The organism is Vitreoscilla massiliensis (assembly GCF_001457815.1).
In the GTDB taxonomy this organism is placed as follows: Bacteria; Pseudomonadota; Gammaproteobacteria; order Burkholderiales; family Neisseriaceae; genus Vitreoscilla; species Vitreoscilla massiliensis.
The window spans coordinates 1-15740 of sequence record NZ_LN898219.1 but is presented as its reverse complement, the minus strand read 5'-3'; the positions used below and the strand labels follow the sequence as shown (position 1 = coordinate 15740).

14 protein-coding genes are annotated in these 15740 nt (G+C 51.9%); 8 read left to right on the top strand and 6 right to left on the bottom strand.

Going from position 1 to position 15740, the window contains the following annotated elements; genetic code table 11:
- Nucleotides 1-63 precede the first annotated feature (63 nt).
- Nucleotides 64-1479 carry a short-chain fatty acid transporter gene (locus BN3003_RS05535; protein WP_058355673.1) on the bottom strand — a complete coding sequence of 472 codons (1416 nt, stop codon included), beginning with the start codon at nt 1477-1479 and terminating at the stop codon, nt 64-66.
- Nucleotides 1480-1727: 248 nt separating this feature from the next.
- On the opposite strand from BN3003_RS05535, the gene BN3003_RS05530 reads away from it, so the two are divergent.
- From BN3003_RS05530 to BN3003_RS05515, 4 genes are all read left to right on the top strand, one after another.
- A complete protein-coding gene (locus BN3003_RS05530) occupies nt 1728-2960 on the top strand; it encodes an exonuclease SbcCD subunit D C-terminal domain-containing protein (RefSeq protein WP_058355672.1) in 1233 nt (410 codons plus the stop codon).
- Nucleotides 2957-6211 (top strand): AAA family ATPase, encoded by a 3255-nt coding sequence (locus BN3003_RS05525; RefSeq protein ID WP_058355671.1) that lies wholly within the window; start codon nt 2957-2959, stop codon nt 6209-6211. Before BN3003_RS05530 ends, BN3003_RS05525 begins: the two co-directional genes overlap by 4 nt.
- Nucleotides 6212-6255: 44 nt before the next feature.
- Entirely contained in the window at nt 6256-7257 is a 1002-nt protein-coding gene (locus BN3003_RS05520) for a cation diffusion facilitator family transporter (RefSeq protein ID WP_058355670.1), read from the top strand.
- A 301-nt stretch (nt 7258-7558) separates the two neighbouring features.
- Complete coding sequence (locus BN3003_RS05515) at nt 7559-7915, top strand: YkgJ family cysteine cluster protein (RefSeq protein ID WP_058355669.1); 357 nt, start codon at nt 7559-7561, stop codon at nt 7913-7915.
- Between the two features lie 71 nt (nt 7916-7986).
- On the opposite strand, the gene BN3003_RS05510 is transcribed toward BN3003_RS05515, so the two are convergent.
- Both BN3003_RS05510 and BN3003_RS05505 read right to left on the bottom strand, forming a co-directional pair.
- Nucleotides 7987-8196, bottom strand: a complete 210-nt coding sequence (locus tag BN3003_RS05510) for a copper ion binding protein (protein ID WP_058355668.1) — start codon at nt 8194-8196, stop codon at nt 7987-7989.
- Nucleotides 8197-8239: 43 nt separating this feature from the next.
- Nucleotides 8240-9073 carry an ABC transporter substrate-binding protein gene (locus BN3003_RS05505; RefSeq protein ID WP_058355667.1) on the bottom strand — a complete coding sequence of 278 codons (834 nt, stop codon included), beginning with the start codon at nt 9071-9073 and terminating at the stop codon, nt 8240-8242.
- Between the two features lie 243 nt (nt 9074-9316).
- On the opposite strand from BN3003_RS05505, the gene BN3003_RS05500 reads away from it, so the two are divergent.
- Nucleotides 9317-10003 carry a sulfite exporter TauE/SafE family protein gene (locus BN3003_RS05500; protein WP_187119853.1) on the top strand — a complete coding sequence of 229 codons (687 nt, stop codon included), beginning with the start codon at nt 9317-9319 and terminating at the stop codon, nt 10001-10003.
- A gap of 34 nt (nt 10004-10037) precedes the next feature.
- Entirely contained in the window at nt 10038-10529 is a 492-nt protein-coding gene (locus tag BN3003_RS05495) for a hypothetical protein (protein ID WP_058355665.1), read from the top strand.
- Between the two features lie 460 nt (nt 10530-10989).
- On the opposite strand, the gene BN3003_RS05490 is transcribed toward BN3003_RS05495, so the two are convergent.
- Complete coding sequence (locus BN3003_RS05490) at nt 10990-11928, bottom strand: CobW family GTP-binding protein (RefSeq protein ID WP_058355664.1); 939 nt, start codon at nt 11926-11928, stop codon at nt 10990-10992.
- On the bottom strand, nt 11904-12392 hold the full coding sequence (locus BN3003_RS05485) for a Fur family transcriptional regulator (protein WP_058355663.1): 489 nt from the start codon (nt 12390-12392) through the stop codon (nt 11904-11906). The genes BN3003_RS05490 and BN3003_RS05485 overlap by 25 nt, the downstream gene beginning before the upstream one ends.
- Nucleotides 12393-12476: 84 nt before the next feature.
- Between BN3003_RS05485 and BN3003_RS05480 the strand changes: the two genes are divergently transcribed.
- The gene (locus BN3003_RS05480; RefSeq protein ID WP_058355662.1) at nt 12477-12926 is read left to right on the top strand and encodes a c-type cytochrome; all 450 of its coding nucleotides are present in this window, start codon (nt 12477-12479) and stop codon (nt 12924-12926) included.
- A 184-nt stretch (nt 12927-13110) separates the two neighbouring features.
- Here the strand turns inward: BN3003_RS05480 and BN3003_RS05475 are convergent, their stop codons facing one another.
- Complete coding sequence (locus BN3003_RS05475; RefSeq protein WP_058355661.1) at nt 13111-14472, bottom strand: aspartate aminotransferase family protein; 1362 nt, start codon at nt 14470-14472, stop codon at nt 13111-13113.
- Between the two features lie 118 nt (nt 14473-14590).
- Here BN3003_RS05475 and BN3003_RS05470 point away from each other — a divergent pair, with 118 nt between their 5' ends.
- Entirely contained in the window at nt 14591-15238 is a 648-nt protein-coding gene (locus tag BN3003_RS05470) for an SMI1/KNR4 family protein (protein WP_058355660.1), read from the top strand.
- Nucleotides 15239-15740 lie beyond the last annotated feature (502 nt).

Here is a 15740-nt window from a genome sequence, read left to right as displayed (position 1 = left end):
TTACAGGCCGCTGTTACAGCATTGCTACAGACGTGCTATTTCATCCGTGCTATTTCATCCGTGCTATTTCATCGGCGCCACATAGTCCAGCGTTTGCCCCAATGCCCACAACAAAAACAACACCAGCGGCAGGTGCACCACCAATTGCGTGACCGTAAAGCCCATGATGTCTTTGGCCTTGATTTTCAATACCCCTAACATCGGCAACATAAAGAATGGGTTGACCAAGTTAGGTAAGGCTTCGGCGGCATTGTAAATCTGTACCGACCAACCCAAGTGGTATTGCAAATCATTGGCCGCTTGCATCACATACGGCGCTTCAATAATCCATTTGCCGCCGCCCGATGGCACAAAGAAACCCAGAATCGCCGAATACAAACCCATCACGATGGCAAATGTGTCGTGCGAGGCGATGGACACAAAAAAGTGCGCAATGTAATGCGACAGCGAATCACCGCTGCCATTAACGGCATTGGTCATGATGAATGCAATGGAGCCATACAAAGGGAATTGAATCAAAATACCCGTCACCGCCGGCACGGCTTTGGACACCGCATTCAGAAAATTGCGCGGCGTGCCATGTAAGGCCAAGCCCAAAATCAAAAACACAAAATTGTAAGTATTGAGACTGGAAATGGCCAAAATCGGGTTTTTGCTGGTGAATTCAAAATACATCCACACCAAGCCCAATAACACCACCAAGATGCTGAGCAAGGGTGAATTCTCCAACCAATCGCCAGGACGGCTGGATTGGGTGGCGGTGCTTTCCTCAACCTCATCAAAATTCAAACCAAAGTCTTGCATGGTTTTGGTGTTGTCGCGCTTGGGCGCCGACCAAAAACAAATCGCAATCGACACCACCATCAACACCACAATCATCACCAAAGACTGCGGCAAAAAGATGGTTTGGGTAAACGGAATCACACCAGTTAAGTTGTAGATGGATTCCGGTAAACTGTCTTTATTCGCCTGCAATTGTGCCGCCGATGAGCTGATGCCCAAAGCCCAAGTCGCGCCCATGCCGATGATGGCCGCAGCAGCGGCAGCGCGGTAATCCATGTGCAATTCTTTGCGCTTGGCCAAGGCGATGACCAACAAAGCCGTTAATATCGTGCTCATCGCCCAATTTAGCAAGGACACCAACAGGCTGACCACTGCCACCATCACAATGGCAGAGCGCGCCGATTTCGGAATTAAGGCCAGTTTGTTAATCAAGGCCTGCACCGGTTTGGACACCGACACCACATAGCCGGCAATCACCAGCATGGCCATTTGCATGGTAAACGGAATCAGGCTCCAATAACCATTGCCAAACGACTTGGCCACATCGGTGACGGGAGCACCGATGACCACCGAGGCGATGGCGACAATGATGACGCCCAATAAGGCAAAAATATACGAATCTGGAAACCAACGCTCCGACCAATTGCTCACGGCGATGGCAAAGCGTTCCAATACCCCACTTTTTGGTGTGTCCATTTTTTCATCCTCTATCATGGTTTATCTCAACGACAACAATCTATTTATGCATAATTCATGTTAGAATAATCGCATAAATACAATTATTAATTAATGAAATCAATGTCTTTTTAGGTTTTTTATTTTATCAAGCCAGTGATATGCATATGTGATACAGGCATATGGGTTTACCCCATTACGTTAACCTTTTAATATTGAATTTTATTAGAGCAAAAATTTTTTTCATTCGCCACGCATTTATTAGAGTCATGCTAAAGATACTGCACACTTCAGATTGGCATTTGGGCCGCAGCCTGTATGGGCAAAACCGCTACGCCGAATTCGCGGCGTTTTTGGATTGGTTGATGCAAACGCTGCAACACGAGCGCGTGGATGTGTTGATGATAGCCGGCGATGTGTTCGACACCATCACCCCCAACCATGGCGCACAAGAGTTGTATTACCGCTTTTTGGCGCAAGTGTCGGCGTATTGTCTGTGCCGCCACATCATCATCATCGGCGGCAACCACGATTCGGCCAGTTTTTTAAACGCGCCCAAGGCTTTGTTGTTTGCGCTGAATGTGCATGTCATCGGTGCCGCCACCAACCCCATAGACAAAGAAGTGTTATTGCTGAAAGACAGCCACGGCCAGCCTGCCGCCATTGTGTGTGCGGTGCCGTATTTGCGCGACCGCGATGTGCGCGTGAGTGTCGATGGCGAAAGCAGCAGCGATAAGAATCAGGCTTTGGTGCAAGGCATACAAGCGCATTACCGCCAAGTCTTGGCCTTGGCCGAGCAAAAACAGCAAGAGCTGGGCAGCGATGTGCCCATCATCGCCATGGGGCATTTGTTCAGCCAAGGTGGCATCACGCTGGAAGCCGATGGCGTGCGCGAATTGTATGTTGGCAGCCTCGCCCATGTTGGCCCCGATTGTTTTGCCGGTTTTGATTACGTGGCTTTGGGGCATTTGCATGTGCCGCAAAGCGTTGGCGGTGTCGATCACATTCGCTATTGTGGCTCGCCCATCCCCATGGGTTTTGGGGAAGCCAAGCAGCAAAAACAGGTATTGCATGTGGCGTTTACAGGCCGCATACCGAGCATCAAAGCCATAGACATCCCGTGTTTTCAAGCATTGGTGCGCATCCAAGGCGATATGGCGCACCTACAGGCCGAGTTACAACACTTGCTACAAGCTGGCAGCAACGCCTATGTGGAAGTGGTGTATGTGGGCACGGAAGTGATTGCCGATTTGAGCGAGCAATTGGAAGCACTGGTGGCAGGCAGCGATTTAAGCCTATTGCGCATTTACAACCGCCAATTCGTTAACAAAGTTTTGGCCGGTGCCTCGGATGACACCGCCCTGCTCGATTTGAACCCTACCGAGGTCTTCGAGGCCTGCATGGCACAACACGATTTGGACGAGACACAAAAAAGCCAGCTCAGACTGAATTACCAACAAGTGTTACACCAATTGGTCAGCGATGAGGAGGGCGAAGCATGAAAATCCTCAGCTTGCGCTTTGCCAATCTCAATTCGCTGTATGGCGAATGGTCGGTCGATTTCCAACACCGCGATTATGTGAACAATGGCTTGTTTGCCATCACCGGCCCCACCGGCGCCGGCAAATCGACGCTGCTGGACGCGATGTGTTTGGGGCTGTTTGGACAAACGCCGCGCTTAAAAACCATCAGCAAAAGCGAAAACGAAATCATGTCGCGCCACAGCGGCCATTGCTTTGCCGAAGTGGTGTTTGTCGTGGGTGAACAGGCTTACCGCAGCATGTGGAGCCAAAGCCGTGCCCGCAACAAGCCCGATGGCCGTTTGCAAGAGGCCAAACACGAATTGGCCTATGCCGACAGCGGTGTGTTGATTGAGGAGAAAAAAAGCCGCACCGTCGCCGCCATAGAAGCGCTGACCAATCTGAACTTCCAACGCTTCACCCGCTCGGTGTTGTTGGCACAAGGCAGTTTCGCCGCTTTTTTGCAAGCCAGCGTCGATGAGCGCTCGGACATGTTGCAGCAAATCACCGGTACCGAAATCTACGAACACATTTCCAAGCAAGTGCACCAAAACAAACGCGAGGCCGAAGACGCTTTGCAATTGTTACAGGCCGCCTTACAAGGCATGGATGTGCTCAGCCCAGAAGCATTAAGCCAACTCGAACAAGAACAAAGCTTACAAGAGCGCCAACGCGAACACCAATTACAATTGCTGAGCGAATTGCAACTTGAAGAACAACAATTGCAGCGCCAAGCCTTGCTCAAGCAGCAGCAAGCCGATTTTGAGGCACAATTGTCTGAACAACAGCAACACATGCAAGCGTTTGCGCCGCAAGCCGAGCAATTGTTGCGCGCGCAAAAAGCCGCCATCTTAGGCGCCGATTTTCGCACCGTGCACTTGCTGCGCCAGCAAAGCGCCAATGTGCAGCGCAGTTTGCAAGAATTGTTCGATGCCATGCCGGAATTGGCCGACTTGCAGCGCCAGCAAGAACAGGCAGTGGCGCAACTGAGCGTGGAAGAGCAGCAATTCCAACAGCGTTATTTGCAACAACAACAAGTGTGGCAACAAGTCAGCGCCTTGGACGCACGCATTGCCGCCGAACAAGCGCGCAGCGATGAATGGCAGCAGCAAAGCGACGAGCAGCAACACAAAGTCGCTGCGACCACACAGCAATTGCAACAACACCAATTGCTGTTAGCGCAACAACACGCACAGTTGCAACAAATACAAGACGATTTAAACGCGCACCGCCATTTGGCCAGCGCCAGCAAGCTGCTGCCGCAGTGGCAACAGCAATGGCAACACCTGCAAGCACAGCGCCAATTGGCGGCCGAGCAAGCACAACACAGCCAAGACTTGCTGGTACATGTGCAGACCAATCAGCAGTCGCAGCAAGACCAAATGCAGTATTTGACTTTCAGCGCCGAGCGCTTGCAGCAATTGCAAGACACCTTGCAACAGACCGAAACCCAAATTGCCGAGGCACTCGCAGGCAAACAGCTGAGCGAATACCAATTAGAACAAGACTTGCTGCAACAACAATTGCGCTTATTGGACAAAATCAAATCGTTGGAAGACGAACGCGCCCATCTGCATGAGGGCGAAGCCTGCCCGCTCTGCGGCGCCACCGACCATCCTTATATCAACCAGGAAGACGCACTGCCGCAATTGTCGGACACCGAGCAACGCTTGCGCGATGTGAAGCTGTTGATTGCCGAAGTGTTGGAATTACAAAGCCGTTTGCAACAACGCCGCTTTAATTTCACCGCCTTGCAGCAACAGCGCGAGGTGCGGCAACAAGAGCACGAACGCTTGCAAAGCGAAGCGCTGCAATTGCAAAGCGCGTATGAACGCGCCGAGCAAAAATGGCAACACACACAAGCGCAATGGCAAGCCTTGATGCAGCCCTTGCAACAAGCGTGGGCGGTATTGGATTTCCAAGCCGATGACGATGCCGACGCCTTTTTGCAGCAATTGGCTGCGCAAGTGCACACTTGGAGCGAGCAGCAACAGCAATGGCAACAGCTGCAAGAAGCCTGTGCCCTGCTCAATAAAGACCACGAGCATTTGCAGACCCAATTGCAACACAGCCAACACATGGCACAGCAATTTGCCTCGTCGCTGCACGCGCAACAACAGGTGTTACAGGCCAGTATTGCGGAGCGGCTGCAATTGTTTGGCGAAGTCGACATAGAGCACGACCAACAGCATTGGCGCCAACAATTGCAACATTGCCAACTGGCTTTGAGCACGGCGCAAAATACCTTACAGCAAGCGCATGCCGCGTATCAGCAAAAGCAAGCGCGTTACGATGAGCAATTGCACATGCAACACCAATTGCAAACGCAATTGCAAAGCCAAGAAGACGCATGGCAAGACTTGCTCAAGCTGCACGGTTTTGCTGGCGAACACATTTGGCTGACGCAGCAATTGCCCACGCATGTGTGCCAAGAATTGGAACAAGAGCAACACTTGCTCAAACAGCAAGAAGCCGAGCTGCGCCAAGCCATCAAACACACGCTCACACAATTGGACGAGTTGCAGCACAGCGTGCGTCACACCGATACGACGCTGGCCGCCAATCAGCAGGCCATTGTGGATTTACAGGCCGCTTTAGACCACACCACCCAAAGCATCGGTGCGCTCAAACAGCAATGGCAGCAACAACAACAAACCATGGCGCGTTTGGCCGAGCAACAACAACACATCGTGGCGCAACAGCAAGAATGTGGCCATTGGCGCGCTTTACACGAACTCATCGGCAGCAGCGATGGCAAGAAATACCGCTTGTTTGCGCAAAGCCTGACCTTCAACCAATTGGTACAACAAGCCAATCGCCAATTACAAAACATGAGCGACCGCTATTTGCTCAAACAAACCGACGATGCGCCGCTGCAATTGGATGTCATCGACCAATACCAAGGTGGCACGGTGCGCTCGGCCAAGAATTTGTCTGGTGGCGAGAGTTTTATCGTGTCTTTGGCGCTGGCGCTGGGTTTGGCACGCATGTCGAGCAAGACCACGCGCATTGACTCGCTGTTTTTGGACGAAGGCTTTGGCACACTGGACGAAGATGCTTTGGATGTGGCCTTGAATGCGCTGGCGAGTTTGCAGCAAGAAGGCAAACTCATCGGTGTGATTTCGCATGTCGCGGCCTTGAAAGAGCGCATCAGCACCCAAATCAAAGTCGAGCCCAAACACAATGGTCACAGTGTTTTACACGGCAGTGGCATTTCCCACCTAGCGCAATGAGTCTATGATGCTGTCTGGGCTTACAGGCCGCTTAAAGGACAGCCATGACTACCAACACTCATCACCACGACCATACTCATGACCATCACCACAGCAATAACCAACAAGTGTTGCTGTGGTCTTTCGTGCTCATCAGCGCCTTCATGGTGGTCGAGGCCATCGGTGGCTGGCTGACCAACAGTCTGGCGCTGTTGTCCGATGCCGGCCACATGTTAAGCGATGCGCTGTCTTTGGGCATTGCGCTGTTGGCGTTTCGCTTTGGCGCCAAAGCGGCCAATGCTGGCAAAAGCTTTGGCTATCGCCGTTTTGAAATTCTCGCCGCGGCTTTCAATGGCTTGACCTTGATGGCGGTGGCGGTGTGGATTGTCATTGAAGCGGTAACCCGCTTTGTCACACCTTTGCCAATACAATCGACCGGCATGTTGGTGATTGCCACTTTGGGCTTAATCGTCAACATAGTGGTGGCGGTCATGATGTTCAAAAGCGGCGACACCCATGACAATCTGAACATGCGCGGCGCATTTTTGCACGTCATCAGCGATTTGCTCGGCTCGGTGGCGGCCATCATCGCCGCTTTGGCGGTGCGCTGGTATGGCTGGACTTGGGCCGACCCACTCATCAGCGTGTTGGTGGCCATCTTGGTGTTTCGCAGTGGTTTTTTTGTTTTACGCGAAGCGGCGCATGTGTTAATGGAAGGCACGCCGCGCCAAATCGACCCCGCCCACATCCGCGCCTTATTGTTGCAACAACCTGAGGTGGTGAACATCCATGATTTGCATGTGTGGAGCATCAGCAGCGGCGAACACGCGCTCGCCAGCCATGTGGTGATACAAGACGATATGCGTTTGAGCGAGGTACAAACCATTTTGCACCAACTCGAAGCGTTGTTGCAGCAACAAGGCATTGCCCATGTGACTTTGCAAGTGGAAAGCACCGCCCACGGTCACAACGAGGCAGATATGGGTTTACAGGCCGCCTCCGAGCATGAACATGAACACACACAAACCCATGCCCACTCAGCCCATACCCATCCGCATCAACATTGATAGCTTGCTAGCTAGCTTACGACAATCTTCGCACTGACCCAGTCTACATGTCATACGCGACTGGGTCAGCCGCATCTTAGTCACGTCCGCCATTTCGCCTGTCAGAACCACGCTGAACACGGCAAGCAAGCTGCGCTTAAGCATTGATTTTTAAGACCATATAAACCCACCGCAGCCATTGTTTTACAGTGATTTTTTGGCGCATAATAATGCCATATAAATAAACAAGCGGCCTGTAAACCCCGTTATCTCAGGTTTACAGGCCGCATTGATACTGTCCAATAATGATGTTAGGAGTTTTATGTCTTTACCTGCCGCAGAACACATCTGCACCCATTGTGGCGCTTGTTGCGCCTCTTTTCGCGTGTCGTTTTACTGGGCCGAGGGCGAAGCCTTGCCGCCGCACTATACCGAGGCGCTCACGCCTGTGTACGCGTGCATGAGCGGCACCAACCAAACCCAGCCCAAATGCATCGCCTTACAAGGTGAGGTCGGTCGCGCCGTCAGTTGCAGTGTGTACGAATACCGCAGCAGCACTTGCCAAGAAGTGCAATTGGGCGATGAGCAATGCCAAAAAGCCCGCCGCTGGCACCACCTGCCCGCCATCGTGTTGCAAGACAGCAGTAACGACGACCTCCACCACGACCAAGCCAGTTAAACACTGGCTTTTTTGTTGCACTGCTTAAGCTACTACACCTTGGTTTCTACACCCTAGCGACTCATCTGCGCTTAATTCAACACCTCATACCCTTCTTCGACGATGGCCGCGCGTATTGCCGCTTCATCGGTTTTGTGCTCATCAAAACTGACATCGACTTGGGCATTGGCCAAATTCACCGCCACTTCGGTCACACCGTCCAATTTGCTGACGTTTTTTTCAATGGCTTTGACACAGTGTTGGCAAGTCATGCCTTGTACTTTTAATTCGGTTTGTTTCATGTGTATTTTTCTCTCTGCTGATTCTGTCGGCTGCGCGTGGCGGTCACCACTCACGTGCCACCTCATCCAATTGCAATTGCAAGCCTTGCAAACCCACGGCCACGCTTGGCCAGTACTCTGCTTGCAGCATTTTGATGCGCTGTTGTTGCGCTGCCGGCGTACCACGCGCGGCGGTTTCCAACACGCTCATGTCCACAGGCTGGCGCTGCTGCGCACCGCTGACATCGATGACCCACAAGGCTTCGGGCTGCCATGTTTGTAATTGTTCTAACGTCACCTCTTGCTCTTGTGTCGGCAGGTTTACAGGCCGCTTAATGTGCAACACGCCATACAACAAGCCTTGGTAAGCCGCTTGTGGCCGCCAACGGTAATGGCCTTGCTGGTGTTCCAAGACCAACAGGCTGCGATTGTCGCTGTCTATGCGTTGTTGCAAAGTCGTGATTTGTTGCTGTAAGCCGTGCAAGCGCTGCTTGGCAAGGTTTTGTGTGGTCGCATCACTGGCCAGCGCCAGCGTGTTGCGCTCGACATCTTGCCAATAGCTGGTGGGGGAAAATGACAATACTTGCGTCGGTGCAATTTGCTGCAAGCCTGTTTGCGTGGCTGACGCCAGTTTGGGTGCATATATCACATCGGGTTTGATTTGCCGAAGTTGGCTATAGGCGAGTTTGTTCAGCGGCCCCGTGTCGACGGTGTGCGCACTCAACAGCGGCGTCAGATACGCCGGCAGCGATGCCTTGGGCAAGGCAATGATTTTGTCGGCACTCCCCAATACCTGCAAAGTATCGGCAGCGGCCACATCCAAGACCACCATCCGTTCAGGGGTTTGCGCCAACACATGACTGGTGGCCAACAATGCGGCCCACGCCCAGATTTTCATGACCAGACTCCTCAGTTAGGTGCTCAACCGCACCCTCTACCAAACCAACACATTCAAACACAAGTCGCTCTCATGTTTGAATTTGCTGACTCAGACCACTGAGGCACAGCAAAATCTTACCACCATTCAAATTGCCGTGCCGCAATAATGTGCTCAAAGGCACAAGTTGCGCACATTGTTTTGATTTAAGGCCGCAAAAAGCGGCAGGCGCTTGGCTATAATGGCGTTTTGCATGCATCTTTCATCATGGCCGACATTTCTTTATTGGCGCTGTTTTTAATTGGCTTTTTGGGCGGCAGCCATTGCGTGGGCATGTGCGGCGGTTTGAGCAGTGCGTTTGCCTTGCAATTGCCGCCGAACATGCGCCGCTGGCAATTGCTGCTGTGTTTGAATACAGGCCGCATCTTAAGTTACGTCTTTATCGGCGTCGCTTTGGGTGCACTGAGCCAATATGGCATCAGCCTAGACCAAACCCGCAGCTTGCAACTGCTGTTGCTGGTGTTCGCCAACGTCTTGCTCATCTTACTCGGCCTGTATTTGGGCGGCTGGACGGCATGGATTACCCAAGTCGAGCGTTTGGGCAAACCGGTGTGGCGGCGCTTGAATCCGCTGTTAGCGCGCTTATTGCCATTAAAATCATGGCCAGCGAGTTTGGCCGTGGGTGCATTGTGGGGTTGGTTGCCCTGCGGCATGGTCTACAGCGCGTCTTTGTACGCCTTAAGCAGCGGCAGCGCCTTACAAGGGGGTTTGAGCATGGCTGCGTTTGGCTTGGGCACGTTGCCAAACTTGCTCGCCATTGGCTTTTTTGCCTCCAGTTTGACGCCTTTGTTCCAACACCGCTGGCTCAGACGCGGCATCGGTGGTGTAATGGTGGCTTGGGCAGTGTGGCAACTCCTGCAAGTGTTTGGCGTGTTGCCGCCGCTGCATTAAGCCATGGCGTTGACGACACCCAAGCGAGGCCAAGATGAAAACCAACACCCATTTGTGGATGCTGTTATTGAACGCATTGCCAGCACTGACGCTGGCACAAGGTTTTAAACCCCTGCCCGAGCGCAGCTTGAACACCTTACAAAGCCTGCATTCTTGTTCCTACCATGAAATCTTGCCTGAACAAGTCTTGAGCGATTTGGCACCTGAGCAATTGGGTCCCATTGTTGGCATCAGCGTCGATGGCATGGACGGCACAGTGTTCAAACTGGGCAAGTATTTCCGCCCCAATCAGCAAGTGCGGTTTTACGCCGATGACGAAGCGCACAATGTGCAAGTGGCCGAGAAGAAGCAAGGCGCTGAAATCGCCCGCTACCGCGGCGATGTGTTGCAATTGGCGCATGAGCGCAGCCTGAGCGCCGTGCCGCTGCTGGCGGAGGAAATGTTTTTCGATGTCTACCAAGTCAGCCTCATACAACAAGGCAAAACCACCCACCAACAACGCTTAATCCGTATGTGCCAATTGTAAAATTGGCCAATAATACGGGTTTCAATCCGCTTACAGGCCGCATTGCTCTATGAAAGCGGCCTGTAAACATCAAAAAGTGTGTGTATCTTGTGTGTATCTAAAGCCATCAATTGTCTTACTGTTTTGCCTTCTCAGCTAAATAATCCACCTGAGCATTGATGACTGCATAGGATTTACAGGCCGCATCGCTCTGTGAAAGCGGCCTGTAAGCATAAACAGTGGCGGTATCGCAAGCCATCAGCAGTCTTGTCGTTTACCAACTCAGCTAAGAGCATTCACCTGAGCATTGATGACTGTATAGGATTTACAGGCCGCTTATGGCTTACTCATGCGGCCTGTAAACCTGTTAGCCATGTTTTAAATCTCTCCACATTAACGCAGTAATCTTTATATATGCTCTCTCGTACAGCCAACAAAAAAAGCAAGCCTAAGCTTGCTTTTCCAATGACTACATGTGTGTTTAGCGCTCCAATGCGGCCTGTAACACTTGTTCGATTTTATCCGCATCAAACGATTTGGCAATCAATTCAAAGCGGCTGTCACGGCGCCACGACACTTGGTTGGCGCCCCATTGCCCATCGACCCAGTTGAGCCACACCCAAGTGCCCAAAACACGGAACACGCCTTTGGCGCGCACCAAGCCCTCGGTCATTTGCGGCAACTCATTGAAGAATTGGGTCAGGCGTTCGCCATCAAAATCGCTGTTTTTATCAAAGGTAAAGCCTTGCGATTGGTAGCCCATGGTGTTGTCAGGCAAGGTGTGCAAACGGTAGCGCGGCTTTTGGATCACTGGCGTGTCCAGCCATGCAATGTCGACTTGGGCATTATTGACCTCGGCCACCAAGGCTTTGGGTGGGAACAATTTGGCCGCACGCTCGCGAAACTGTGTCATCACCTCATCGCTGCACAAATCCACTTTGCTCGCCACCAACACATCGCACACACCGATTTGGTCTTGGTACAAACCTTGTAAATTGAAATCGGGGTCGACAAATTGACGTGGGTCGACCACCGTCAATACCGCGCCCACAGTCAAGGCATTCGACAGCGGCGGTGTGTTCAATTCATCAATCACACTGGCGGCATGCGCCAAGCCACTGGCTTCGATGATGAGGCGGTCGGGACGGTTGTCACGCAACATTTTGGTCACGGTCACCGTCATTTGTGGGCCAGCCACGCAACACAAACAGCCGCCGGAAATTTCGGCCACAGGGATGTTGTCTTCGGTCAACACCGCGCCATCGATGCCGATTTCACCGAATTCATTGACAATGATGACCCATTTTTCGTGTTCTGGTTTTTGTGCCAACAAGGATTTGATGGCGGTGGTTTTGCCCGTGCCTAAAAAGCCGGAAAACAAATGCACTTTGGTGTTTACTGCTGCTTGAGCTGCTGACATTGCTGACATATTCCTGTTAATACGACGTGTTCTTCATCCAATTGGAAACCAGTGCGTTCCAAACCTTGCTGCAATTGCTGCCATTCACCGGTCAAATTCTGCTCATCCACGGCGTGACAATGCGTGCACACCAAGATAATCGCTTGTTGGTGTGGCTCATGGGTGCAATCGCCGTGTTCATCGTGCTCGTGTTCGCCACTGTGGCGGCACACGATGTAACCATTGACCGCAGCCACTTTGTGCAACACCCCTTGCTCTACCCAAAAATCCAAGGCGCGGTAAGCAGTGGGCGGCGCCACCGTGGTGGTGGAAGCGGCCTGTAATTTGGACAAAATATCGTAAGCTTTGATGACGCCGTGTTCGGCCAGAATCAAGTCCAACACCTGCTCACGCTGAGCCGTGACCTGCACTTTGTGGTGTTTGCAATTGCTGAGGATTTGCTGTTTAAGTTGCGCTAGATTCAAATCTGGATGGTCTCACTATGATAGACTCGTCCATCATACCGCGTCGTTATTGTTGTGACAAATCACTTAGAAAGTTATGAATACATGAAGTTGTTGTCTGCCTTTTGCCTGCTCAGTTTCTGCCTCATCACCAGCGCCTGCTCGTCTGCCGACGAAGTCAAACGCGGCCCCCACAGCCAAGCACGCCATCAAGGCTTCACCGCCATGATGCCCAACTACACCAAAATGGTGCAAATGACCAATGGCAACGATGGCTACCAAAAAGCCGAGTTCGCCAAGCTGGTGGCGCAGTTTGAAGCCGAAGCACAACAGCCGTTTACCCATTTTGAACAAGATGAACCAGGCATGGATGGCAAAGCCAAGGCCGAAATCTGGCAAAACAGCGAGGCGTTTGCACAGCAACAAGCGGCTTTTTTTGCCAGCATCGCGGCCTTAAAAACCGCCGCTGCCCACAGCAATCAAGACGAAATCCGCAGCGCCATCAAACAAGTGGACAAACAGTGCATGTCTTGCCATTCGACTTACCGCGATTAATGTGTGTTGGTCTTGTTGCATGGTGTGAGATTGATGTTTAACCAGCCACAACCAAATATCTGATAGCTATCATGAAGCGGCCTGTAAACCCCTTACCGAGTTTACAGGCCGCTTGTTTGGGTGCATCACACCTTATGTATTAAGCTACTGCATCACAAACACTGTTCTTACAGGCCGCTATTCTCTAGCCCAGTAACTCCTGCAAACAGCCATCCAGTACTGCCAACAAGCGCGCCACATCTGCCGCCGTGGTCGCTGGCGACAACAGCAACATATTGTGAAACGGTGTAATCAACACGCCATGGTTGAGGCAATACAGGTGTATCGTTTGCTCCAATTCGTGCAACATGATGGCGCGCGCTTCGGTGCCGTTTTGCGGCGGTGTGGCGGCAAACTGAAACTCCACCCGCGCCCCCACTTGGGTCACACACCAGTGCACGCCATGTTGTGCAAACAGGCTGCGCAAACCCTCGGCCAATTGTTCCGCCAAAGGCAACATGTGCGCATACGCCGCAGGCGTCATCACCTGTTCCAAATTGGCACGCATCGCGGCAAAGGCCAAGGCATTAGCAGTCAGCGTGGTGCCTATGCCGCTGTGACCGGCCGGTGCTTGCTCTTTCGCTTGCTGCGCCCGCGCGGCGATGTCGGCACTCATGCCATACACCGCACACGGCATGCCGCCGCCCAAAGGTTTGCCCAAGACCAACATATCGGCCTGTAAGCCATGTTGCGTGGCATAGCCTCCCAAACCTGTACTGATGGTGTGGGTTTCATCCAAAATCAGCAGCGTGCCATAGCGTTGGCACAAGGCTTGCGCTTGTTGCCAATAATCTGGCTGCGGCAATACCATACCAACATTGGTCATCACCGGTTCGGCCAACAAGCAGGCGATGGTTTCGGTTTGCAATACCGCTTCCAAAGCCGCCAAGTCGTTGAACTCAATGACTTCGGTGTGCTCGGTTAAGGCATAGACTTGCCCAAGCAAACTGTCGCGCTGTTGTGGCACCCCATCGATTAAATCCACAAACACATCGTCAACCGTGCCATGGTAGCAACCATTGAATACTAACAACTTAGAGCGGCCTGTAATCGCCCGCGCCCAACGCAAGGCAAAGCGGTTGGCATCGGTGGCGCTCATCGCCGCTTGCCACACCGGTAAACCAAAGCGCTCACTCAGCATGTTACCTACGGCCGCCACATCGGCAGTAGGTAACATGCTGCTCAGGCCTTGCTGCGCTTGCGTGGCCAAAGCCGCCGCCACCGCATTGGGTGAATGGCCAAACATTGCCCCAGTGTCGCCCAAACAAAAATCCACATACTCGTTGCCATCCACATCGGTCAGCGTTAGCCCTTGTGCCGACTGCATAAACAGTGGAAACGGCGTTGACCAATCGTTCATCCAATGCAAAGGCACACCAAACAACCAATGCGCTTGGGTTTGTAATGCCAATTGTTGGGATTGTGGGTGGGTGTTTACATACTGCTGGCGCTGCGCCGCATGCACTTGCGCGATGGCGGTATTTGAAATACCGGTTGAAATCGTCATAAGTCTCTCCTTGTTTTTAGTATGACAACTCATTGTAGCCAGCCACACAGCATTTGCAAACGATTGATATAATGTTCATTATTGATTCATACCCATATAACAAATAATAAAGGCATTTATGCAATCCGCACCCTCAATCTTAGCCAGCTTGCAACAATTGGCGCAGCGCGACCCCCATTTTCAAGCATTTGGCGCCGCTGAACACCAATACCAACTCAATCCTTGCCTCAGCGCGGGCGACATCAAAGCCATAGAAGCCGAGTTTGGCATCACCCTGCCCGAGGACTATGTGTGGTTTCTCACTCAAGTTGGCAATGGCGGCGCTGGCCCGTTTTACGGCCTGTATTCCTTGCAAGACAGTTTGGAAGTGCACACCGATTTCGCCAGCCCCGCAAACTTGACCACCCCGTTTCCATTAAGCAGCGCCACCCTGCCCGATGAACACCAATTGGCACTGTTAGAAGAGCAAATCGAAGCCGCCCAAGCAACGGAAGATGAGGATTTGGAAAGCGAATTGTATGAACAATACCAAGCCTTATTATTCCCAAGTGAATGGGCCAACGGCTATTTACACCTGTGTGATTATGGCTGCGGCATCAGCTTCTTTTTGGTCATCAGCGGCGCCGCTGCCGGCAGCGTATGGGAAAACCGCGCCGTCGATGCAGCAGGCTTAATGCCTTCAACCGAATTGGGCAATAGCGAACCAATCGGCTTTTTAGAGTGGTACCAATTGTGGTTGGAGAAGGCTTTAAAGCAACAGCCATAATTTTGTTGCATACAAGCGGCCTGTAAGTATTTACAGGCCGCATGAATGACTTTTAAGCATTTCGCAGTATTGATATTGCTACAGCAAACATACATGAACATCTGAGTTGCGGCGTTTGAGTTCTTTAAGGTAAGCAACTGATGAATTAAAGGCGGCCTGTAATCTTGAATCAGGGCATTTACAGGCCGATTTAAGAATTGGTTGTGATGTATTTGTAGCTTCGATGTTGTTACAGCAAACGTGTATGAGCGTATGAGTTGCTGCGTGTCATTGGATTTGGGTTGTGTGCTGTGTAGATATTTGTGGATGCAATGATGTTTACAGGCCACTTGTACTTAATCTGTTGCGAGCTATTGTGCTGTATGTGATTGGTTAGTGCCTGAAATGAATAAAGCCCTGATGCATTGCATCAGGGCTTTAGAATGGGGAGTTTGGCGGTGACCTACTTTCACATGGGTAATCCACACTATCATCGGCGCTAAATCGTTTCACGGTCCTGTTC

What these genes read in the sequence shown, in the direction of transcription:
- BN3003_RS05535 (WP_058355673.1), bottom strand. Translation starts at nt 1,479, where the DNA reads ATGGACACACCAAAAAGTGGGGTATTGGAACGCTTTGCCATCGCCGTG.
- BN3003_RS05530 (WP_058355672.1), top strand. Translation starts at nt 1,728, where the DNA reads ATGCTAAAGATACTGCACACTTCAGATTGGCATTTGGGCCGCAGCCTG.
- BN3003_RS05525 (WP_058355671.1), top strand. Translation starts at nt 2,957, where the DNA reads ATGAAAATCCTCAGCTTGCGCTTTGCCAATCTCAATTCGCTGTATGGC.
- BN3003_RS05520 (WP_058355670.1), top strand. Translation starts at nt 6,256, where the DNA reads ATGACTACCAACACTCATCACCACGACCATACTCATGACCATCACCAC.
- BN3003_RS05515 (WP_058355669.1), top strand. Translation starts at nt 7,559, where the DNA reads ATGTCTTTACCTGCCGCAGAACACATCTGCACCCATTGTGGCGCTTGT.
- BN3003_RS05510 (WP_058355668.1), bottom strand. Translation starts at nt 8,196, where the DNA reads ATGAAACAAACCGAATTAAAAGTACAAGGCATGACTTGCCAACACTGT.
- BN3003_RS05505 (WP_058355667.1), bottom strand. Translation starts at nt 9,073, where the DNA reads ATGAAAATCTGGGCGTGGGCCGCATTGTTGGCCACCAGTCATGTGTTG.
- BN3003_RS05495 (WP_058355665.1), top strand. Translation starts at nt 10,038, where the DNA reads ATGAAAACCAACACCCATTTGTGGATGCTGTTATTGAACGCATTGCCA.
- BN3003_RS05490 (WP_058355664.1), bottom strand. Translation starts at nt 11,928, where the DNA reads ATGTCAGCAGCTCAAGCAGCAGTAAACACCAAAGTGCATTTGTTTTCC.
- BN3003_RS05480 (WP_058355662.1), top strand. Translation starts at nt 12,477, where the DNA reads ATGAAGTTGTTGTCTGCCTTTTGCCTGCTCAGTTTCTGCCTCATCACC.
- BN3003_RS05475 (WP_058355661.1), bottom strand. Translation starts at nt 14,472, where the DNA reads ATGACGATTTCAACCGGTATTTCAAATACCGCCATCGCGCAAGTGCAT.
- BN3003_RS05470 (WP_058355660.1), top strand. Translation starts at nt 14,591, where the DNA reads ATGCAATCCGCACCCTCAATCTTAGCCAGCTTGCAACAATTGGCGCAG.